This is a genomic window from Streptomyces sp. NBC_01622, assembly GCF_045209635.1.
GTDB lineage: Bacteria > Actinomycetota > Actinomycetes > Streptomycetales > Streptomycetaceae > Streptomyces.
Map to the genome: position 1 here is coordinate 1,347,884 of NZ_CP109293.1, position 19,243 is coordinate 1,367,126.

The 19,243-nt window shown below is 70.0% G+C and carries 20 protein-coding genes; 7 read left to right on the forward strand and 13 right to left on the reverse strand.

The window, feature by feature from the left end:
• The first annotated feature begins 173 nt into the window (after positions 1 to 173).
• Complete coding sequence (locus OH768_RS06250; protein WP_406450862.1) at positions 174 to 1,067, forward strand: endonuclease/exonuclease/phosphatase family protein; 894 nt, start codon at positions 174 to 176, stop codon at positions 1,065 to 1,067.
• Positions 1,068 to 1,136: 69 nt separating this feature from the next.
• On the opposite strand, the gene OH768_RS06255 is transcribed toward OH768_RS06250, so the two are convergent.
• The 4 genes from OH768_RS06255 to OH768_RS06270 form a co-directional block, all read right to left on the reverse strand.
• Positions 1,137 to 2,099 carry an electron transfer flavoprotein subunit alpha/FixB family protein gene (locus OH768_RS06255; RefSeq protein WP_406450864.1) on the reverse strand — a complete coding sequence of 321 codons (963 nt, stop codon included), beginning with the start codon at positions 2,097 to 2,099 and terminating at the stop codon, positions 1,137 to 1,139.
• 109 nt (positions 2,100 to 2,208) lie between these two features.
• Entirely contained in the window at positions 2,209 to 2,997 is a 789-nt protein-coding gene (locus OH768_RS06260; protein WP_262062823.1) for an electron transfer flavoprotein subunit beta/FixA family protein, read from the reverse strand.
• Between the two features lie 244 nt (positions 2,998 to 3,241).
• On the reverse strand, positions 3,242 to 3,751 hold the full coding sequence (locus OH768_RS06265; protein WP_406450867.1) for a flavin reductase family protein: 510 nt from the start codon (positions 3,749 to 3,751) through the stop codon (positions 3,242 to 3,244).
• 208 nt (positions 3,752 to 3,959) lie between these two features.
• The gene (locus OH768_RS06270; RefSeq protein WP_406450869.1) at positions 3,960 to 4,373 is read right to left on the reverse strand and encodes a TlpA family protein disulfide reductase; all 414 of its coding nucleotides are present in this window, start codon (positions 4,371 to 4,373) and stop codon (positions 3,960 to 3,962) included.
• A gap of 75 nt (positions 4,374 to 4,448) precedes the next feature.
• Between OH768_RS06270 and OH768_RS06275 the strand changes: the two genes are divergently transcribed.
• Together OH768_RS06275 and OH768_RS06280 are read left to right on the forward strand one after the other, a co-directional pair.
• Positions 4,449 to 4,865: a DUF4395 domain-containing protein gene (locus tag OH768_RS06275; protein ID WP_406450871.1), complete on the forward strand. Its 417-nt coding sequence runs from the start codon at positions 4,449 to 4,451 to the stop codon at positions 4,863 to 4,865.
• 186 nt (positions 4,866 to 5,051) lie between these two features.
• Positions 5,052 to 5,780, forward strand: coding sequence for a lysophospholipid acyltransferase family protein (locus OH768_RS06280; protein WP_406450873.1), 729 nt, complete (start codon positions 5,052 to 5,054; stop codon positions 5,778 to 5,780).
• 4 nt (positions 5,781 to 5,784) lie between these two features.
• Here OH768_RS06280 and OH768_RS06285 read toward each other — a convergent pair whose 3' ends face one another.
• The 5 genes from OH768_RS06285 to OH768_RS06305 all read right to left on the reverse strand — a co-directional run bounded on the left by OH768_RS06285 (position 5,785) and on the right by OH768_RS06305 (position 10,394).
• Positions 5,785 to 6,477, reverse strand: coding sequence for a B3/4 domain-containing protein (locus tag OH768_RS06285; RefSeq protein ID WP_406450875.1), 693 nt, complete (start codon positions 6,475 to 6,477; stop codon positions 5,785 to 5,787).
• An 8-nt stretch (positions 6,478 to 6,485) separates the two neighbouring features.
• Positions 6,486 to 7,058, reverse strand: a complete 573-nt coding sequence (locus OH768_RS06290) for a transglutaminase domain-containing protein (protein ID WP_406450877.1) — start codon at positions 7,056 to 7,058, stop codon at positions 6,486 to 6,488.
• An 86-nt stretch (positions 7,059 to 7,144) separates the two neighbouring features.
• Positions 7,145 to 8,215: a threonine aldolase family protein gene (locus OH768_RS06295; protein ID WP_406450879.1), complete on the reverse strand. Its 1,071-nt coding sequence runs from the start codon at positions 8,213 to 8,215 to the stop codon at positions 7,145 to 7,147.
• On the reverse strand, positions 8,212 to 8,958 hold the full coding sequence (locus OH768_RS06300) for an SDR family NAD(P)-dependent oxidoreductase (protein WP_406465161.1): 747 nt from the start codon (positions 8,956 to 8,958) through the stop codon (positions 8,212 to 8,214). The genes OH768_RS06295 and OH768_RS06300 overlap by 4 nt, the downstream gene beginning before the upstream one ends.
• 38 nt (positions 8,959 to 8,996) lie before the next feature.
• Positions 8,997 to 10,394: a DUF6421 family protein gene (locus OH768_RS06305; protein WP_406450881.1), complete on the reverse strand. Its 1,398-nt coding sequence runs from the start codon at positions 10,392 to 10,394 to the stop codon at positions 8,997 to 8,999.
• Between the two features lie 403 nt (positions 10,395 to 10,797).
• Here OH768_RS06305 and OH768_RS06310 point away from each other — a divergent pair, with 403 nt between their 5' ends.
• Positions 10,798 to 11,481, forward strand: a complete 684-nt coding sequence (locus tag OH768_RS06310) for a glycerophosphodiester phosphodiesterase (RefSeq protein WP_406450883.1) — start codon at positions 10,798 to 10,800, stop codon at positions 11,479 to 11,481.
• A 3-nt stretch (positions 11,482 to 11,484) separates the two neighbouring features.
• Here OH768_RS06310 and OH768_RS06315 read toward each other — a convergent pair whose 3' ends face one another.
• Complete coding sequence (locus OH768_RS06315) at positions 11,485 to 12,024, reverse strand: GNAT family N-acetyltransferase (protein ID WP_406450885.1); 540 nt, start codon at positions 12,022 to 12,024, stop codon at positions 11,485 to 11,487.
• A 75-nt stretch (positions 12,025 to 12,099) separates the two neighbouring features.
• Here OH768_RS06315 and OH768_RS06320 point away from each other — a divergent pair, with 75 nt between their 5' ends.
• Both OH768_RS06320 and OH768_RS06325 read left to right on the forward strand, forming a co-directional pair.
• Positions 12,100 to 12,492 (forward strand): VOC family protein, encoded by a 393-nt coding sequence (locus OH768_RS06320; RefSeq protein ID WP_406450887.1) that lies wholly within the window; start codon positions 12,100 to 12,102, stop codon positions 12,490 to 12,492.
• 97 nt (positions 12,493 to 12,589) lie between these two features.
• Positions 12,590 to 13,354 carry a VOC family protein gene (locus OH768_RS06325; RefSeq protein ID WP_406450889.1) on the forward strand — a complete coding sequence of 255 codons (765 nt, stop codon included), beginning with the start codon at positions 12,590 to 12,592 and terminating at the stop codon, positions 13,352 to 13,354.
• 27 nt (positions 13,355 to 13,381) lie between these two features.
• Here OH768_RS06325 and OH768_RS06330 read toward each other — a convergent pair whose 3' ends face one another.
• From OH768_RS06330 to OH768_RS06340, 3 genes are all read right to left on the reverse strand, one after another.
• Positions 13,382 to 15,967, reverse strand: a complete 2,586-nt coding sequence (locus tag OH768_RS06330; RefSeq protein WP_406450891.1) for a cellulosome protein — start codon at positions 15,965 to 15,967, stop codon at positions 13,382 to 13,384.
• A gap of 118 nt (positions 15,968 to 16,085) precedes the next feature.
• Entirely contained in the window at positions 16,086 to 16,673 is a 588-nt protein-coding gene (locus OH768_RS06335) for a MarR family winged helix-turn-helix transcriptional regulator (RefSeq protein ID WP_406450893.1), read from the reverse strand.
• A complete protein-coding gene (locus OH768_RS06340; RefSeq protein WP_406450895.1) occupies positions 16,670 to 18,403 on the reverse strand; it encodes an FUSC family protein in 1,734 nt (577 codons plus the stop codon). Before OH768_RS06340 ends, OH768_RS06335 begins: the two co-directional genes overlap by 4 nt.
• Positions 18,404 to 18,586: 183 nt before the next feature.
• Here OH768_RS06340 and OH768_RS06345 point away from each other — a divergent pair, with 183 nt between their 5' ends.
• On the forward strand, positions 18,587 to 19,138 hold the full coding sequence (locus OH768_RS06345) for a DUF5134 domain-containing protein (RefSeq protein ID WP_406450897.1): 552 nt from the start codon (positions 18,587 to 18,589) through the stop codon (positions 19,136 to 19,138).
• The last annotated feature ends 105 nt before the right edge of the window (positions 19,139 to 19,243 follow it).

Here is a 19,243-nt window from a genome sequence, read left to right on the forward strand (position 1 = left end):
CCAGGTTTCCGCTCTACGGAATCAACAATCCGTAGAGCGAAGTTATCCGTGGATCTTCCCGCCGGTCAACACCCTGTCCACGGCGTGAACCCACGGCGTTCACTCCCGCCCCGAGGCCCTCTTCCGCCCGACGCCCCGCCCCTTCATCCTGACTCGCAAGGGGAGGGATGCACATGTCGACTGCCTGGATGGTGACGCGTCGCGCGGGGCTGACCACGCTGGTGGCGGCCGCCGTCGCCCTGCCACTGATCGGAACCGTACGCGCCGACGCCGTCCGGCACGAGACCCGTCTGCTGGACGTCATGACGTTCAACCTGCGCTACGCGAGCAGCTCCGAACCCAACAGCTGGCAGGTCCGCCGCCCGGTGATGCGTGACCTGCTGCTCCGCGCGGCCCCCGACATCATCGGCACCCAGGAGGGCCTCTACGGGCAGCTCCAGGACATCAAGCAGGACCTGGCACCGCACTACGACTGGATCGGCAGCGGCCGCAAAGGGGGCAGCCACGACGAGGAGACGGCGATCTTCTACGACACCCGCCGGCTCGCCTCCGTCGAGTACGACCAGTTCTGGCTCTCCGACACGCCCTCCGTGATCGGCTCGAACACCTGGGGCGGCGCCCATCCGCGCATCGCCACCTGGATCCGTTTCCGCGACCTCGGGGACGACGGACGGCAGTTCTACGTCCTCAACACCCACCTGGACAACGCGAGTCAGTACGCACGCGAGCGTGCCGCCACGCTCATCGCCGAACGCCTCGCCCGCCTCGACCGCTCCCTGCCGATCCTGGTGACCGGCGACTTCAACACCGCCGCGTACACCACCTCGGTCTACGCCACGATGCTGGGCGCCGGTCTCAGGGACACCTGGGACGCGGCGGCCGGGCGCGGGCAGCTGTACGGCACCTTCCACGGCTACCGCGCGCTCGTCCCGGGCGGGAACCGTATCGACTGGATCCTGGTCGGCGAGGGAGTCACCGTGCGCCGTACGGTCATCGACACGTTCTCCGAGAACAGCCAGTTCCCGAGTGACCATCTGCCCGTGCAGTCCACGATCAGCATGGGCTGAGCGGCCGTACCCACGCCAAGGCCCCCACGACCGCGCGGGTCGCAGGGGCCTGATGGCGCTTGCCGGAGATCAGCCCTTGCGGGTGTTGATCTCCTCGGTGAGCTGCGGGACGACGTCGAAGAGGTCGCCGACCACGCCGTAGTCGACGAGGTCGAAGATCGGGGCCTCGGCGTCCTTGTTGACGGCCACGATCGTCTTCGAGGTCTGCATGCCCGCGCGGTGCTGGATCGCGCCGGAGATGCCGTTGGCGATGTAGAGCTGCGGGGAGACGCTCTTGCCGGTCTGGCCGACCTGGTTGGAGTGCGGGTACCAGCCGGCGTCGACGGCGGCACGCGAGGCACCGACGGCCGCGCCGAGGGAGTCGGCGAGGGCCTCGATGATCGCGAAGTTGTCCGCGCCGTTCACACCGCGGCCGCCGGAGACGACGATCGCGGCCTCGGTCAGCTCCGGGCGGCCCGTCGACTCACGCGCGGTGCGCGCGGTGACCTTGGTGCCGGTGGCCTTGTCCGAGAAGGTGACCGCGAGGGCCTCGACCGTACCGGCGGCCGGGGCGGCCTCCACAGCGGCGCTGTTGGGCTTCACGGTGATGACCGGGGTGCCCTTGGAGACACGGGTCTTGGTGGTGAAGGAGGCGGCGAACACCGACTGCGTCGCGACCGGGCCGTCGTCACCGGCCTCCAGGTCGGTGGCGTCGGTGATGATGCCGGAGCCGATGCGCACCGCGAGACGGGCGGCGATCTCCTTACCCTCGGCGGAGGACGGCACCAGGACGGCGGCCGGGGAGACGGCGTCGTAGGCCGCCTGCAGGGCGTCCACCTTCGGTACGACGAGGTAGTCGGCGTACTCGGCGGCGTCGTGCGTGAGCACCTTCACCGCGCCGTGCTCGGCGAGCGCGGCGGCGGTGTTCTCGGCACCGGGGCCGAGGGCGACCGCGACGGGCTCGCCGATACGGCGGGCCAGCGTCAGCAGCTCCAGGGTGGGCTTGCGGACGGCGCCGTCCACGTGGTCGACGTAGACGAGAACTTCAGCCATGGGAATGGTCTCCTGCGTGCTTGCGAAGTCTGAGGGGAGGTAAGCGAGTTGGGCCTTGAGCCTTGGGGCGAGCGGCACCGGGGGCGTGCCTGCACTCCCCCGGTGCCGCTCAGATGAACTTCTGGCCCGCGAGGAACTCGGCGAGCTGCTTGCCGCCCTCGCCCTCGTCCTTGACGATCGTGCCGGCGGTGCGCGCGGGGCGCTGGGCCGCGGAGTCGACGGCGGTCCAGGCGCCTTCGAGGCCGACCTCGTCGGTGTCGATCTCCAGGTCGGAGAGGTCCCAGGCCTGAACCGGCTTCTTCTTGGCGGCCATGATGCCCTTGAAGGACGGGTAACGCGCCTCACCCGACTGGTCGGTGACGGACACGACGGCCGGCAGGGAGGCCTCCAGCTGCTCGGAGGCGGTGTCGCCGTCCCGGCGGCCCTTGACGACGCCGTCCGCGACGGAGACCTCGGAGAGCAGCGTGACCTGGGGGACGCCCAGGCGCTCGGCCAGCAGGGCGGGGATCACACCGGCGGTGCCGTCGGTGGAGGCCATGCCGGAGACGACCAGGTCGAAGCCGGCCTTCTCGATCGCCTTGGCCAGCACCAGGGAGGTGCCGATGACGTCGGTGCCGTGCAGATCGTCGTCCTCGACGTGGATCGCCTTGTCGGCGCCCATGGACAGCGCCTTGCGCAGGGCGTCCTTGGCGTCCTCCGGGCCCACCGTCAGGACGGTGATCTCCACGTCGTCGTCCGAGTTCTCGGAGATCTGCAGCGCCTGCTCGACCGCGTACTCGTCGAGCTCGGAGAGCAGACCGTCCACGTCGTCCCGGTCGACGGTCAGGTCATCGGCGAAGTGCCGGTCGCCAGTGGCGTCGGGCACGTACTTCACAGTGACAACGATCCTCAAGCTCACGCCGGCTCTCCTACTGCATCGTCATTTTTCGGCTGCCTACTTCCAGGCAGCATAGGCGCCTTGAACGGCCGTTCCCGGTGCGGGCGGCCGGTGCTCCGAGCGAAATATTACTCGCCAGTACGCGGCACTACGCTCCCTCAGCAGGTGCCCGCTAAGCAAGCGCTTTGAACTGTGACCTGTGCAACGCAGCGTAATCGGAACTCGACGCTTCCGCAGGGTGGCCCGTCACCCACCGGGAGTGGTCTCAGTCACGCAGCCCGTTGAAGCGGCCCTGGTGGTAGAGGAGCGGGCGGCCGGAGCCGGCGTGCTCACCGAGGACGACCTCCGCGAGCACGATGCGATGGTCCCCGGCGGGCACGCGCGCGACGACCCTGCACACCAGCCAGGCGAGCACGCCGTCGAGGACCGGTATGCCTTCGGGCCCCTCGTACCAGACGGTGGGTGCCCCGAACCGGTCGGCGCCGCTGCGGGCGAAGGTGGCGGCCAACTGCTCCTGGTGCTCGCCGAGTATGTGCACGCCGACATGGTCGGCCCCGGATATCGCGGGCCAGCTGGACGCGCCGGTGCTGATCCCGAAGGACAGCATCGGGGGCTGGGCCGAGACGGAGCTGAGGGAGGTGGCGGTGAAGCCGACCGGACCGGTCTCACCGCGCGCGGTGATCACCGCCACACCGGCTGCGTGCTGCCGGAAGACGGAACGCAGCAGGTCGGGAGAGGCGAGCTGGGAGGTGCCGAGATCGGGCGTGGCCGTCATGGGGCTGTCCTTCTTGGGGAGGCGACGAGCTGGACCGTGGCTGCTCAACAGCCCGGACAGCACGCGCTCGCGGTGCGTGCGAGGTCGACGTGCACCCGCCCGAAAAGAAGGAGTTCCGAAGGCATACAGTCAGGCTGACGATAGGTGGTGTGCGCAGTCAAGTACGTTCCGGCATATGGGAGATGACTCACCGCTTCCGCCCGAATCGTCAAACCGCCTCCCCCAGGGCCGCGATGACGTCCGCCTTGCGGGGGAGTCCGGTGGCGCGCCGCACGACCCGTCCGTCCGCGTCGAGCACCAGCACCGTGGGGGTCTTCAGGATGTCGAGTTCCCGTACGAGGTCCAGATGGTCCTCGGCGTCGATCTCGATGTGACGCACTCCGGGGACCATGCCGGCCACCTCGCCCAGCACCCGGCGCGTGGCCCGGCAGGGTGCGCAGAAGGCGCTGGAGAACTGCACCAGGGTGGCCTTCTCGCCGAGGTCGCCGCCCAACTCGGCGGCGCCGAGCTGTTTTCCGCCGTCGCGCCCGCGCACCCGTACCCTCCCGCTCCGCCGCCGATGCAGCACTCCGTAGGCGCTCGCCGCCGCGAGCACCGCCACGCACACCACGAGTCCGCTCATCCCCTGCTCCAGCGTTCACGAGACTGCAAAGATTCCCAGCACTACGAATCGTTTCTGCTGCGGAATCCTAGGTTCATGGACATCGATGTGAGAGGACCGCGTTTCGGGGCGGCCCTGACGACCGCGGTGCTGGCGGTCGCGCTGGTCACCGGCAGCTTCTGGCTACTGGCCTGGCAGACCCTGGCGTTCGCGCTGGGCGCGGCGGGCGGCGTGGGCCGTTCGCCGTACGGCTGGCTGTTCCGGAAGGCCGTACGGCCCCGGATCGGGCCGCCGACCGAGTTCGAGTCGCCGGAGCCGCCGCGGTTCGCGCAGGCGGTCGGGCTGGTCTTCGCCGGGGTGGGGCTGGTCGGTTTCGGCCTGGGACCGACCTGGCTGGGGCTGGCGGCGACGGGTGCCGCGCTCGCCGCCGCGTTCCTCAATGCCGCGTTCGGGTACTGCCTGGGGTGCGAGATGTACCTGCTCGTACGCCGGGTGACGGTTCGCGCAGAGTAAAGGAAATTTAAAAGTCCGAGGTGGATCAAGTGATGGACGTGACGAGGATCTCGCCGTTCTACGGCACGAGGACTGGCCAGTCGTTCGTTCTTGGGGCACGATCTGCGCAATGCCGTATACCTACGGCTGCGTAACTTTCCCGCCCGGAGAACCCCTTCCAGGCAGAGAGAAGGGTCCACCCCGTCCATGGCTGAGCTTGTCTACCGTCCCGTCGTCGGTCTCGCCCAAACGTTGTTCAAGGTCTGGGACCTCAAGATCGACTGCAAGGGAACGGAGAACATTCCGCGCTCGGGCGGCGCTGTGCTGGTCAGCAACCACATCAGCTATCTGGACTTCATCTTCGACGGCCTGGCCACCCTGCCGCAGAAGCGCCTGGTGCGCTTCATGGCGAAGGAGTCGGTGTTCCGGCACAAGATCTCCGGTCCGCTGATGCGCGGCATGAAGCACATCCCGGTGGACCGCAAGCAGGGCGAGACCGCCTACCAGCACGCGCTGGAGTCGCTGCGGTCCGGCGAGATCGTCGGCGTCTTCCCCGAGGCGACGATCTCGCAGTCGTTCACCCTGAAGAGCTTCAAGTCGGGTGCCGCGCGCATGGCCCAGGAGGCCGGCGTCCCGCTGATCCCGATGGCCCTGTGGGGCACGCAGCGGCTGTGGACCAAGGGCCACCCGAAGAACTTCAAGCGCAGCCACACCCCGATCACCATCCGGGTCGGCGAGCCGGTGGAGGCTCCCCAGGACCAGTACGCGGGCGCGATCACCCGTCGGCTGCGCGAGCGCGTCCAGGAGCTCCTGGAGGCCGCCCAGCGCGCCTATCCGGTACGCCCCAAGGGCCCGGACGACACCTGGTGGATGCCGGCCCACCTCGGCGGCACCGCACCCACCGCCGAAGAGGTCAAGGCGGCCGAGGCTCGCTGAATCGTCACGCCGGGGCGTGGACGGTGATCCGCGCCCCGGGGCTGAACTTCTCCAGCAGTTCGGCGAGTTCGGCACCCGCGCGTTCCACCTCGGCGACGGGCATCGGCGCCAGGCTCTCCAACAGGAAGACGGCGGACGTCGATTCCTCCGTGAGCCTGGTGCGCGGACCCTGTCGCCAGTTCCAGCGCCGGCAGGTGACACCGACCGCGTCGGTCCACACCACCTCGCCCGCGTCGGGGTGTTCGACGACCTCCTCGCCGCCCGCGACGGTCACGAACTCCTCGTCCCCGGTGGCCCGTTGGAGAGTCATCCCGCCCTGGATGCGATCGGCGTCCTCACCACCCACAGGGATCAAGTACGCGACGCTGATGGCGTTGTAGAGGTCGACCAGCACATTGATCCGGGGCAGACCGGCGTCCGTGAGCGCCCTCTTGGCCAGCGCCTCGGCCGAGTTGCGGGTGCGCGACGGCTTCGACCCGAACGCCGTGTACACCTCGCGCCAGGCCGCCATGTGCGGGTCCTCGTGCGGGGCACGACCGTCCAGCCGTACGGCCAGTCGGCGGGCCGCGTCGTCGAGGAGCGCCGAACTCGCTTCGGTGCTCGGCCCGTTGACCAGTCCGGTCGCTTCGATCGCCACGTGCGTGAAACCGGGCGCGAGGGTGCGGGCTTCGTCGGACACGGTCAGGGTGGGCTTCATGAGGTGCCTCAGAGTGCGGTCGGGAGTGTCTGCCACAGGTGCGTCCGGTCGCGGGCGGCTTTCAGGGCGCTCAGCACGACCGGATGCGGTTCAGCGTACAGGACCGGATAGTCCAGCTCATTGAACTCCGGATCGGGTACAAAGGCCAGCCGCTCGCCGCCGAGGGAGAACTGCGCGTCCACTCCCGGTTTGTTGCCGCGCGGATCCTGCCGGTGCCAGGCCCCGTTGAACCGCACGGCGACCAGCCCGTGCACCACGTCGAACTTCTGGTAGCACAAGGCCGTCGGGATGTCCTCGGCCCGCAGCAGCGCGGCCAGCGCATGCGCCTTGGCGTAGCAGATGCCGGTGCTCTGCTCCAGGACGTCCGAGGCCCGCCAGGTGACGCGCGGGTCACCCGCGTCCTGCGAGTGGGGAATGGCGTCCCGCACGAACTCGAATGCCAACCGTGCATAGCCATACGAGTCCGCGGCGTTCTTGGCTAGGCGTGCGGCGGTCTCGCGCACGAGGGGATGGCCATGGTCGATGGCCTCGTCGGCGGCCAAATACGCGGACAGGTCGGGGGTGTTCTGGATCAGCTCCATGAGCGGAGAGCATAGGAAAGCGATCACCCGAGAGTCAATGACTTTTCATATGAACGCATACCTATGCATCTTCTGTTCAAGCTTGACTAGCGGGCCATCTCCTCCTTGAGTGCCGCCACGAACGCGTCCACGTCGTCCTCGGTCGTGTCGAAGCCGCACATCCAGCGGACGTCGCCGGCCGCCTCGTCCCAGAAGTAGAAGCGGAAGCGCTGCTGAAGGCGCACGCTCACGTCGTGCGGCAGGCGGGCGAAGACACCATTGGCCTGCACCGGGTAGAGGATCTCTACGCCGTGCACCGCGCGCACGCCCTCGGCGAGGCGCTGGGCCATCTCGTTCGCGTGGCGGGCGTTGCGCAGCCACAGGTCCTTGGCGAGCAGCGCCTCCAACTGCACGGAGACGAAGCGCATCTTGGAGGCCAGCTGCATGGACAGCTTGCGCAGGTGCTTCATGTGGCTGACGGCGTCCTGGTTGATGACGACGACCGCCTCACCGAAGATCGCGCCGTTCTTCGTCCCGCCCAGGGAGAGGATGTCGACGCCCACCGCGTTGGTGAACGTCCGCATGGGGACGTCCAGCGAGGCCGCCGCGTTGGCTATCCGGGAGCCGTCGAGGTGGACCTTCATGCCGTGCGCGTGGGCGTGGTCGCAGATCGCGCGGATCTCGTCGGGCGTGTAGAGGGTGCCGAGTTCGGTGCTCTGGGTGATCGAGACGACCTGCGGCATCGCGCGGTGCTCGTCGTCCCAGCCGTAGGCCTGCTTGTCGATCAGTTCGGGCGTGAGCTTGCCGTCCGGGGTGGGCACCGTGAGCAGCTTCAGCCCGCCCATGCGCTCGGGGGCGCCGCCCTCGTCGACGTTGATGTGGGCGCTCTCGGCGCAGATCACCGCGCCCCAGCGGTCGGTGACCGCCTGGAGCGCGACGACGTTGGCGCCGGTGCCGTTGAAGACCGGGAAGGCCTCGGCCGTAGCACCGAAGTGGCTGCGGATGATGCCCTGGAGGTTCTCGGTGTAGTCGTCCTCTCCGTAGGCGACCTGGTGGCCGCCGTTGGCGAGGGCGAGGGCGGCGAGTACCTCGGGGTGGGCGCCGGCGTAGTTGTCGCTGGCGAAGCCGCGGATCTCCGGGTCGTGGTGGCGCCGTGCGTCGGTCTTCGGAGGGTTCACGGCTTCTCGGTCAGCCACAGACGGTTTCCGTTCACTTCGGCGGCGGGCTTGTCCCAGACGCCGGCGATGGCCTCTGCGAGGTCCTTGACGTCGGTGAAGCCCGTGAACTTCGCGTTGGGACGTTCGGCGCGCATCGCGTCGTGCACCAGCGCCTTCACCACCATGACGGCGGCGGCGGAGGTGGGCCCGTCCTCGCCGCCGGCCTTGCGGTAGCCGTCGGCCATCGCGAGGGTCCAGGCCTCGGCGGCGGCCTTCGACGCGGAGTACGCGGCGTTGCCCGCCGTGGGCTTGCTGGCGCCGGCCGCGCTGATCAGCAGGTAACGGCCGCGGTCGCTGCGCTCCAGGGCGTCGTAGAAGGCCAGGGAGGTGTGCTGCACGGTGCGGATGAGCAGCTTCTCCAGCAGGTCCCAGTCGGCGAGGTCGGTCTCGGTGAAGCTGGCGCTGCCGCGCCAGCCGCCGACGAGGTGGACGAGGCCGTCGACGCGGCCGAAGTCCTTCTCGATGTGCGCGGCCCAGTCGCGGGTGGCCTTCGGGTCGAGCAGGTCGACGGTGTCTCCTACGACGGTGGCGCCGCCGTGCGCGTAGCGCGCCGCGTCCACGGCCTCCGCCAGGCGTTCGGGATGCGCGTCCGAGCCGACAACGGTCGCGCCCGCCTCCGCCAGCCGCAGCAGCACGGCACGGCCGGCCGGCCCGCCCGCTCCGGCCACCGCGATCACCGCGCCGTTGAGCGCCCCGTTCCCCATGGTCCTCGCCTCCTGAGCCACTTCGGTGCTGCGGTCGCTCACGCGGCGATCCGCTCGGCACTCTCGGCCGTGATGCCCCGGGTGGACGCGATCACGTTCTTGAGCTTCTTGGAGAGTGCCTCATAGAACATGCTCAGCGGAAACTCGTCCGGAAGCACGTCATCCACGAGTTTCCGCGGCGGCTGGCTCAGGTCCAGGGCGTCGGGGCCCTTGGCCCACTTGGAGCCGGGGTGCGGTGCGAGGTAGGTGGCGACCAGTTCGTAGGCCTTGAACCAGTGGACGAGCTTGGGGCGGTCGATGCCCGCGCGGTAGAGGTCCTCGATGTCGGCACACAGCCGGTTGGTGACCTCGGGCGCGCGCTGCCAGTCGATGTGCAGCTTGTTGTCGGTCCAGCGGACGACGTCGTGCTTGTGCAGGTAGGCGAAGAGGAGCTGACCGCCGAGGCCGTCGTAGTTGCGGACGCGTTCGCCGGTGACCGGGAAGCGGAACATGCGGTCGCAGAGGACCGCGTACTGCACGTCACGGGCCTGCGGGACGCCGTCGGCCTCCAGCTTCACGGCCTCCTTGAAGGCGGTGAGGTCGCAGCGCAGCTCCTCCAGGCCGTACATCCAGAACGGCTGGCGCTGCTTGATCATGAACGGGTCGAAGGGCAGGTCGCCATGGCTGTGGGTGCGGTCGTGGACCATGTCCCACAGGACGAAGGCCCCCTCGCAGCGCTTCTGGTCGTGGACCATCGTGGCGACGTCCTCGGGCAGTTCCATGCCCAGGATGTCGACGGCGGCCTCGGTGACCCGGCGGAAGCGGGCGGCCTCGCGGTCGCAGAAGATGCCGCCCCAGGAGAATCGTTCCGGCGCCTGGCGTACGGCGATGGTCTCCGGGAAGAGCACGGCGGAGTTGGTGTCGTAGCCGGACGTGAAGTCCTCGAAGGTGATGCCGCAGAACAGCGGGTTGTCGTAGCGGGTCGCCTCCAGCTCGGCCAGCCAGTCGGGCCAGACCATGCGCAGGGCGACCGCTTCGAGGTTGCGGTCCGGGTTGCCGTTCTGCGTGTACATCGGGAAGACGACCAGATGCTGGAGTCCGTCCCGGCGGTTCGCGGCGGGCTGGAAGGCCAGCAGCGAGTCGAGGAAGTCGGGCACCTGGAAGCCGTCGGCGGCCCACCGCTCCAGGTCCCTGACCAGAGCGGCGCTATAGGCGGCATCGTGCGGGAGCAGCGGGGAGAGCTCCTCGACGGCACCCGCCACCCGGCGTACGGCGTGCTCGGCCTCCGCGCGGTCCGGCGCGCCTTGGGCCGCGAAGTCGATCGACCCGTCCTTGGCCTGCCATGGCCGGATCCGCTCCACGGCATCCTTGAGCACGGGCCATGCCGGATGCTCCACCACCCTGGTCACGGGAGGAACCCGCTCCTCCGAACCCACCTGCACAAGAATTTCCGTCATGTCCCATCCTCCACGGGAGAATCCAGCGTACGGAGACCGTATACATATGTGGTTTCTCCCAGCAAGGGGATCATCGGGAGATTATCCGGCATACCCCTGCTCGTGACCGAACTTTTTCCTGCCGGAAACCGTGATGGCCGCCGAAGAGACATCGCGCGGCTACCCAAGGACCGGAGCACCGAAACCGGCCACCGGTCAATCGCCCCGGGACGCGCCCACGCCAGGGTGACCGCTCCGGCCGGCGCGATGCAGGTCGGCCGCTGCCGTCTCCGCGATCCTCCGTGTACGCGCGGGTACATCGCCGGGCCCGGCCGTTAGGCTGCGGCTCTGCCGCGTGGACGCCGGTGTCCGGCCGCGCCCACGCGCGCGAGCCGAGCCGCCGTCGACGGAAGCGAGTTGAACCTTGAACTTCCTTACCATCGGTCACCGCGGAGTCATGGGTCTCGAACCCGAGAACACTCTCCGTTCCTTCGTCGCCGCCGAACAGGCCGGCCTCGATGTCATCGAACTCGATCTCCATCTGAGCAGGGACGGCGCCCTCGTCGTCATGCACGACGCCGACGTGGACCGTACGACCGACGGGACCGGTCCGATCGCCGAGCGGACCCTCGACGAGCTGCGCACCCTGGACGCGGGCCGCGGCCAGCGTGTACCCATCTTCGAGGAGGTGCTGGACGCGGTCCGGTCGCCGCTCCAGGCCGAGATCAAGGACCTGGCGGCGGCGCGGGCGCTGGCCGAGGTCCTGCACCGGCGGGACCTGGTCGGACGGGTCGAGGTGTCCTCGTTCCACGACGAGGCGATCACCGAGATCGCCCGCCTGGTGCCCGGTGTACGCACCGCGCTGATCGCGAGCCGCTTCGGCCCCGACGTGGTGGAGCGGGCCACCGAGGCCGGTGCCGAAACGGTCTGCCTGAACATCCGCAGGCTGACCCTGGAGGTCGTCGAGGCGGCCCGCAAGGCGGACCTGAGGATCATCGGCTGGGTGGTGAACACCCAGGACCAGCTACGGCTCGTACGCGCCCTGGAGTTGGACGGCGCGACCACCGACTACCCGGAGATCAAACGCACGGGCCGCTTCACGGCGTGAGCCCTATGCGAGTTCCTTGACCAGCAGCTCGAACTGCAGGTCGTCGCGCTGCGGAATGCCGAACCGCTCGTCGCCGTACGGGAACGGGGTCATCCGGCCCGTACGGCGATAGCCGCGGCGCTCGTACCAGGCGATGAGGTCGTTCCGTACGGAGATCACGGTCATGTGCATCTCCCCCACCCCCCAGGTCTCCCTCGCCGCGCGCTCCGCCTCCGTGATGATGACCTTGCCGAGGCCGCCGCCCTGGAGCTGCGGGCTGACCGCGAACATCCCGAAGTAGGCGTGGTCGCCGCGGTGTTCGAGCTGGCAGCAGGCAACCACATGGCCGTCGCGTTCGACGACCAGCAGTCGGCTGTCGGGCGACTTGACGACCGCGAGCACACCCTCGGGGTCGGTCCGCTGCCCTTCGAGGATGTCCGCCTCGGTGGTCCACCCGGCCCGGCTGTCGTCACCCCGGTAGGCCGACTCGATCAGCACGACGAGGGCGTCCACATCGTCGTCGGTGGCATCGCGGAAGGTCAGTCCGGTGGCGGCGGTGTCCATCGTGCACAACTCCGTTCAGGGGCGCGGCTCGGCAGTGACGAGAGTAACGCGGGCCGCAGACTAGGCTCCGGCCGCATGGTGCACGTACTGAGCAGCCGTATCCTGCTGCGCCCGACCGATCCCGACCGTTCCCGCGCCTTCTACGGCGAGCAACTGGGGCTGCCCGTCTACCGGGAGTTCGGCACGGGCGTGGAGCGCGGGACCGTCTACTTCCTCGGCGGCGGGTTCCTGGAGGTCTCCGGACGCTCCGACACCCCGCCCTCGCCCGCCGTACGGCTGTGGCTGCAGGTCGCGGACGCGGGAGCCTCGTACGAGGAGTTGCGGGCGAAGGGGGTCGAGATCGTCCGGCCGCCGGTGAAGGAGCCCTGGGGACTGGTCGAGATGTGGGTGGCGGATCCGGACGGGACGCGGATCGTGCTGGTGGAGGTGCCCGCGGACCATCCGCTGCGGTATCGGCCGGGGATCTAGGGCTACGGCGGGCAGGGGGCCCCTTCCGCGCCGGTTGGCCGGGGTCGTGGCCCGGGCTTAGCGTGCTGGGAGGGGTACTTCCTGCGGAAGGAACGTCATGAAGCTCGACAGGCCGGTGACCGGCGGGCCCTGTTGGGTCGAGCTCGGGACCAGTGACCTCGAGGCGGCCAAGCGGTTCTACGCGGACGTGTTCGGCTGGCGTCCGGAGACCGATCCCCGGCAGGAGGCGGGCGGCTACACGGTCGCGCACGTCGGGGACGCGGCGGTCGCCGCGCTGACGCCGCTGTTCCAGGAGTCGCAGCCGGTGGCGTGGAACGTGTCGTTCGCGGTGGCGGACGCCGACGCGACCGCGGAGCTGGTGCGTGCAGCGGGCGGGACGCTGCTGATGGAGCCGATCGACGTGTTCGACATCGGGCGCTTCGCCGTCGCCCTGGACCCGGGCGGGGCCGCGTTCCAGATGTGGCAGGCGCGGACCTTCCCCGGCGCCGGACTGTTCAACTCGCCCGGCGCGCTGGGCTGGGTGGAGCTGCTGACACGGGCGCCCGCGCGGGCCCTGAGCTTCTACACGCGCGTGTTCGGCTGGACCGTCCGGCCCTCGGCGCACTACCCGCAGTGGGGCATCGACGGCGCCGACTTCGGCGGCATGATGGCGATGGACGACACGTTCCCACCCCAGGTGCCTCCGCACTGGCTGCCGTACTTCGCGGTGACCGACGTCCACGCGACCGCCGCCGCGACGACCGCGGCGGGCGGCGCGGTCCTCATGGAACCCCGGTCCGTCGCCGACGTACGGCGGATCGCGGTGCTGCGGGATCCGCAAGGGGCGGTCTTCGGGGTGCACTCCGCGGGCGGAGAGGACTGAGCCCGTTCGCCCGCCCGCCGCCCGCCGTCAGGCCAGCGGTGTCACCGTCACCTGGTCGATCACGGGGGCGTACGCGGAGCGTTGACCGTACTGGTTCCTGGACCGGCCGTCGTGGTCCGGGAGTTCGTCGGCCGTGAACGTGAGGGTGTTGGCGCCCTCGTCGAGGGTGACGGGGACGGTCAGGTCGTGGAAGTTGTTGAAGTGGAAGGTCGTGGGGAACAGGACGCGCTGCGGGTCGGCCCCGTTGACCGCGATGTCCGCGTGGCGGCAGACCGGGTCCGGGTTGTAGTGGGTGGCGGGCGCCTGTTCGCCGTTGGAGTAGCGGATCGTGAGCGCGTGCCGGCCGGCCCGCTCCGCCGTCACGGTGAGGGTGAGGGCGTTCCCGGGTCCGGCGCCGATACCGTCGACGGCCTTGCCGCCGGTGGCGAACGTGTGGGCGCCGGTGACCCGGGCACCGCCGGTCGTGGTGCCCTCCTCGGCCGGGTACGTCGAGGTGGGGAGGAGGCCGCGTGACGGGTCTGTGCGGAGGCGGTCCAGGACGAGGTCGTCGGAAGTGGCGGTAATGGTGACCTTGTTGATGCCCGACGTGAGGAACAGGGGCACGGAGGATCGTTCAACAATCCCCACGTTCTCGCCGTTGATCGTCAACTCGCCCTCCCCGGGCCCGATCCGGTCGACCGTCACCGTCGCTTCCCCGTCGTCCGCCGCGTGCACCCAGAAGGTGGCGCTGCCACCCCGCGGCAGTACGGCGACTCCCGGGCCGGAGGCTCCGCGGATCGTGTAGCCGACGCGCGCGCCACCACCCAGGGCGGCGAACTCGGCATCGTACAGCGCGGACCCGGTCACCCGGTCGTCGCGGAGGGCGAGGTCGAGCTTGTCGACGACCGCTTCGCCCCGCGTGACACCGAGGTCGGGGTCCTTGGCGGCGAGGGTGATGGTGTGCGCGCCTGCGGTCAGTTCGACCTGGGTGTCGGTGTGGCCCCACACCGCCCACTTGTAGCCGAGCGGCAGCCTGAGTTCGCGCGGTTGGCGGCCGTCGACGCGGAGGAAGACGTTGGTGGGTCCCTGCTCGCGCACGGCGTCGGCCAGGTTGTAGGAGTTGGCGAAGACGCTCACGTCGTACGTCCCGTCCTGCGGGACCTCGACCGGGAAGGCGAGCACGCCGTCGGAGCCGGTGCGGAGTCCGCCCACGTGGTAGCCGGTCGACGTGGCGAACTTGTCGACGTCGACCGGGGACCCCTCGGGCCCGTTCAGGGAACGGTCGCCACCGAGGTAGGTCGCGTCCTCGGCCTGGTACGTCCGCCGCCAGCCGACCGAGGGCGGCAGCGCCACGGCCGCCTCGCCGCCCGGGGACAGGATCACCTGGTACGCCGACATCTCCTCCAGGTCCGTTAGACGCAGCGCCACTTTCCCCTCCACGACGGGGAGTTCATGGTCTGCGAGCCGCAACGGCTGCGCGGAGGCGCCGACTTGACCCGTCCAGGGGATCTCCAGGAGCCGCACGTGAACGGTCGTACCGAAGACCTCGGGGTCGACGTGCTCGAACACGACGTCCGCCGAACCGCCCGCCCCGCCGAACAGCACCCGCGCCTGCCGCTTGTCCCGGTCGAGCGCGGCGACGCCCTGGAGCGTGTACTGCACGTTCGGGTGGGGCGCGGCGACCCGGACGGTGTTGCCCGTGAACTGGCCGTAGGCGTTGAACAGCCACCACTGTCCGTTGCCCTTGTTGGCCTCGACCGCCGAGTCGTTGAGGTTGCCGTCGATGTTCCAGTACGCCATGTCGGCGTCGACCTTGGACTCCTCGATCGCGGCGATCCACTGGATCATCTGCCCCGGGACGGACAAGTGGTAGTTGTGGGCGTACTCGTTGATGTTGACGGGAAGTGGACCGATTCCCAACTCCCGTTCCACGGCACGGTACTTGGCGACGTTTGTGCGTATCTCGTCCGGCGAGGACAGCTCGTGCCAGGTGACGATGTCCGGCAGTACGCCCTCGGCGTCGGCGAACTCCAGGAAGCCCTTGACCTCGTCGTACAGTTCGCAGGTGTTGGGGCCGGCGATGCGGGCGTCGGGGTCGAGATCCTTGATCAGGCGGTGGATGTCCCGCCAGGCGGCGAAGTAGGCGCGCGGGTCGGTGCGCCAGGAGGTCCCGTCGTAGCTCCACTCCCCCGTGCCGAACATGTTGCCCTCTGGCTCGTTGAACGGGACGTACACGACATGGGACCGGTACGCGCCGAGCGCCAGCACCTGTTCGACGTGCCTGCGGACGCGCGCCGTGAAGTCGGCGAGGCGCTCGGGGCCGGTGGCTCCGGGCCATTCGTAGGGGAAGCCGCGGTAGATGTCGGTCAGGTAGACGTAGACGTCCTTGCCGCCCGCCTCGACGAAGGGGCGCAGCATCTCCAGGGCGTCGGCGCCCGGGTGCTGGGTGCCGTCCTGGGCCTTGGTGGAGACCGTGCGGACGTACATGCCCTCCACGACGTTGCGGCTGGGGACACCGTCGCCGTAGACGCCGTAGAGCGTGCCGCTCGCGCCTCCGTGGAAGGGGCCCGTGTCGGTGCCGAGGTCGATGGTGAGCTTCGCAGAGGTGGGGGCGGCGGAGGCTTCGGCTGCCACGGCATCAATCCCTTGTTCGGTATGTCGTACGACAGTCGGCGTCCCGAACCGACCTGGTCGAACGTAGGGAGATCACGCGCCTCACGTCAACGGTCCGCCACCGCCCGCCCACGGCGGCTCAGACGCGCAGCACGCCGAGCCTGCCTTCCAGCTGGACCAACAACTCACTGAGCAGTGTGGCGAGTTCGCCCTGTCCGGGGGTGTCGAGACCGGCGAGCACGGTGGTCTCGTAGGCGAGCTGCTCGGGCAGGATCGCGTCGACGAGCTCGCGGCCGGCGTCCGTGAGGCGGACATGGGCAACACGTCGGTCGCGGGTGTCGCCGCGGCGCTCGACCAGTCCGCGTTCGGTCAGCTGCTTGAGGCGCTTGGTGACGGCGGCACCCGAGGAGAAGGTCTCCCGGGTCAGCTCGCTCGGCGTCAGCTCGTGCCCGGTACGGCGGAGCGCGCCGAGCAGGTCGAACTCCGGGCGGCTGAGCCCGGCCCGGCGCAGCGGCGCGTCCTCGGCCTGCTGAAGCAGGGCGGCGCACCGGTTGATACGGCCGATGATCTCCATCGGACCGGTGTCGAGATCGGGGTGCACGGCCTGCCACTGCCCGACGACTGCGGCGACGGTGTCGTGGCTGGGTGCGCTCGGCGAGGGGGCGTGGCGGGCCGTATCCGGAGAGGCACCGTTTTCGTCCGTCGGCCGTCCGTTCACTGACGTCATCCCCGTACGCCCTCCGTCTTTCTGCCTGTGCGCCGATCCGCGGCCGGCCGGGGGCGCGGTCCCCGGCGTCGTACCGTCGCGGCGAGCGTACGGTGTCCGGACTGCTCGGCGAGCACGACCCGCTCCGGGGACAGGGCGCGCTGCCACCACTCGCCGGACGCGGCGTCGACAGTGGCCCGCAGTTCGACCAACGCGGCGGCGAGCGCACGGTGCGCGGAATCCAGGGCTCCGGGGGCGGGAGCGGGCTCCGCCAGAAGGCGCGCGGCCTGCCCGCGCGCCCCTTCGGCCGCGGTCAGCGCCTCCTCTATGCGGTCGGTCGCGCGGCGGTTGGTGACGACGGCCGCGGCCACGAGGCCGACCAGGGCACCGACAACGGTGTCCGCCACCCGCTCTGTGATCAGCTCCCCGGGCTGCTGGGTCCGGGCGAACTCGGTGATGAGCAGCGCCATCGGGGTCACACAGACGCTGCCGAGCCAGTAGTTGCGGCCGATCAGCGCCTCGGCGCCGAAGTTGAACGCGAGGCAGCACAGCACCAGGACCGCCGGACGGGTGTGCGCGAGCGGTGCCACCCCGGCGAAGACGAGCACGCCCACGAGGTTGCCGACGACGCGCTGCACTCCCCGGCCCCAGGTGAGGGTGATGTTGGCCTGGTAGAGGGAGGCGGCGGTGACGAGGGCCCAGTAGGGGCGGCCGACGCCGAGGGCCAGGGAGGCGTAGCCGGCGAGGGCGCAGCCGATCGCCGTGCGCAGTACGAGGGGTCCGAGTGGGCCGAGCTCGGTCCGCAACGGGCGGGCGGGGGTGGCGAGTTCGGCGTCCACACCGAGCAGTTCGGCTACGGCGCCCACCGGGTCGTCGGTCCGTGGGACCGGTCCCCTGCCACGCAGTTCGCGGGCCCAGGTGCGCAACAGGTCCGGGTCGGTGTCCGCGGGCACGGCGAGGGCGACCTCGGCACGGACCACGAGACGCTCGAGGGAGCGCCGGGGGCTGGTGCGGGCGCCGGTGGCGAGGAGGGACTGCCAGGCGGCGTGAATGGCCGCCGCCGTGGCGGCACGCGCGCGCGCCTGTGCGTGACCATGGCCGCCTCCGGGGCCGTGCACATCGCCGTCTCCGGCGCCATGTGCGGCGGCGTACGCGGCCGCGGCGTCCAGCGCCTGGGCCGTGGCACGGCGCTCGGGGCCGTAGGGCCGGAGCAGGCCGGGTGCCATGCCGACGAGCCACGCCCAGACGCCCGCCGCGGCGGCGAGCGCCAGGTGGCCGGGGATCTGGGCGAGCGTCTGCGGTGCGAAGAGCGAGGCGGAGCTGATGAAGGTGAGGACGACGTTGCCGGGCGGGCCGATCCGGGTCGCGTCGCACAGTCCCTTCTGTACGGCGGCCAGGACGGCGCCGACCGTGACCAGCACGACGGCGTTCGTGGTGAGGGAGGCGGTGACCAGTGCGACGGCGAGACCGCCGATCATCCCGAGCACCACCCAGAACAGGGCGCGGGCCCGGGCTGCGTACGGCTTGTTGTGGGCGTAGAGCGCGCACAAGGAGCCGGCCATCGTGTACATCGCCAGGTCGAGGCGGCCCAGGGCGAGCAGGGTCAGGTTGGGCGGGGCGACCGACGCGACCACGCTGAGCGCGGGCTTGAACCAGATGTCGGAGGGCCGGCCGAGGCGCAGCACACCGGCGAGCGGAGGGCGTCGGACTCGGGGAGCCCGTGGGGTGGGGGCGGGGGTCGCACTGCTCATGGAAGGCAAGTTTAGCAGGTGTTTTACTCGTGAATTAGTTACCCGAGCACGCCTCCGACCTGCCGCACTCCACCGAGTGCTCCCCATGTACACCGTTGCGCTCGATTGCGCCCCGTGCGGCACGGGCAACCTGTGACCGATCGTCTACGAAGAGTGAGAACAAGGGCGGAACGGGGGATGCGCATGCACGGACCGGCTTCGCCCGGCTGGCTGCTGGTCGCGCTGTGTGCGGCGACCGGGGCCTACTGCCTGCTGCGGATGCGCAGCCCCGTCACGGAACAGCGGCTCGCCGCCGGCGGCGAGGCCCTGATGGGCTTCGGGATGGCCGCGATGGCCGTGCCCGCCGCGGTGTTCGCACCGCCGTCGTGGGCCTGGCCCGGCTATGCGGCGGTGTTCTGCGCGGCGGCGCTGCGCGCCCTGTGGACCGCGCGCAGGAGCCCGCACCATGTGCACCACCTGCTGGGCACCGCCGCCATGGTCTACATGGCGCTCGTGATGGGCGGCTCCCCCGCACACCGCCATGACCACGAGGGCTCCGGAGTCCCGCTCGTGACAGGTGTGTTGCTCCTCTACTTCGTGGGATACGTGCTGCTGTCGGGCATACGACTGGTGCCCGTCACCGGCGCGGCCGTCGGCGACGGCGGAAGCGTCGGGTGGGGCGACCGACCGGAGTTGGCCCGCGCATGCCGGCTGTCGATGGGGATCGCCATGGTCGCGATGCTGTTGACGCTCTGAGGATCCGGGGCTCTGGAGATCCGCGCACTGTACGAAATCGTGGTCTGCGTCACTTTGCCGTAACAAGCCGTACCCCTGATCACCGCGGCGCTCATAGGGTGCTCC

What these genes read in the sequence shown, in the direction of transcription:
- OH768_RS06275 (WP_406450871.1), top strand. Translation starts at nt 4,449, where the DNA reads ATGGACATCGATGTGAGAGGACCGCGTTTCGGGGCGGCCCTGACGACC.
- OH768_RS06315 (WP_406450885.1), bottom strand. Translation starts at nt 12,024, where the DNA reads ATGGACACCGCCGCCACCGGACTGACCTTCCGCGATGCCACCGACGAC.
- OH768_RS06280 (WP_406450873.1), top strand. Translation starts at nt 5,052, where the DNA reads ATGGCTGAGCTTGTCTACCGTCCCGTCGTCGGTCTCGCCCAAACGTTG.
- OH768_RS06340 (WP_406450895.1), bottom strand. Translation starts at nt 18,403, where the DNA reads ATGAGCAGTGCGACCCCCGCCCCCACCCCACGGGCTCCCCGAGTCCGA.
- OH768_RS06345 (WP_406450897.1), top strand. Translation starts at nt 18,587, where the DNA reads ATGCACGGACCGGCTTCGCCCGGCTGGCTGCTGGTCGCGCTGTGTGCG.
- OH768_RS06300 (WP_406465161.1), bottom strand. Translation starts at nt 8,958, where the DNA reads ATGGGGAACGGGGCGCTCAACGGCGCGGTGATCGCGGTGGCCGGAGCG.
- OH768_RS06285 (WP_406450875.1), bottom strand. Translation starts at nt 6,477, where the DNA reads ATGAAGCCCACCCTGACCGTGTCCGACGAAGCCCGCACCCTCGCGCCC.
- OH768_RS06265 (WP_406450867.1), bottom strand. Translation starts at nt 3,751, where the DNA reads ATGACGGCCACGCCCGATCTCGGCACCTCCCAGCTCGCCTCTCCCGAC.
- OH768_RS06305 (WP_406450881.1), bottom strand. Translation starts at nt 10,394, where the DNA reads ATGACGGAAATTCTTGTGCAGGTGGGTTCGGAGGAGCGGGTTCCTCCC.
- OH768_RS06250 (WP_406450862.1), top strand. Translation starts at nt 174, where the DNA reads ATGTCGACTGCCTGGATGGTGACGCGTCGCGCGGGGCTGACCACGCTG.
- OH768_RS06270 (WP_406450869.1), bottom strand. Translation starts at nt 4,373, where the DNA reads ATGAGCGGACTCGTGGTGTGCGTGGCGGTGCTCGCGGCGGCGAGCGCC.
- OH768_RS06325 (WP_406450889.1), top strand. Translation starts at nt 12,590, where the DNA reads ATGAAGCTCGACAGGCCGGTGACCGGCGGGCCCTGTTGGGTCGAGCTC.
- OH768_RS06255 (WP_406450864.1), bottom strand. Translation starts at nt 2,099, where the DNA reads ATGGCTGAAGTTCTCGTCTACGTCGACCACGTGGACGGCGCCGTCCGC.
- OH768_RS06320 (WP_406450887.1), top strand. Translation starts at nt 12,100, where the DNA reads ATGGTGCACGTACTGAGCAGCCGTATCCTGCTGCGCCCGACCGATCCC.
- OH768_RS06290 (WP_406450877.1), bottom strand. Translation starts at nt 7,058, where the DNA reads ATGGAGCTGATCCAGAACACCCCCGACCTGTCCGCGTATTTGGCCGCC.
- OH768_RS06335 (WP_406450893.1), bottom strand. Translation starts at nt 16,673, where the DNA reads ATGACGTCAGTGAACGGACGGCCGACGGACGAAAACGGTGCCTCTCCG.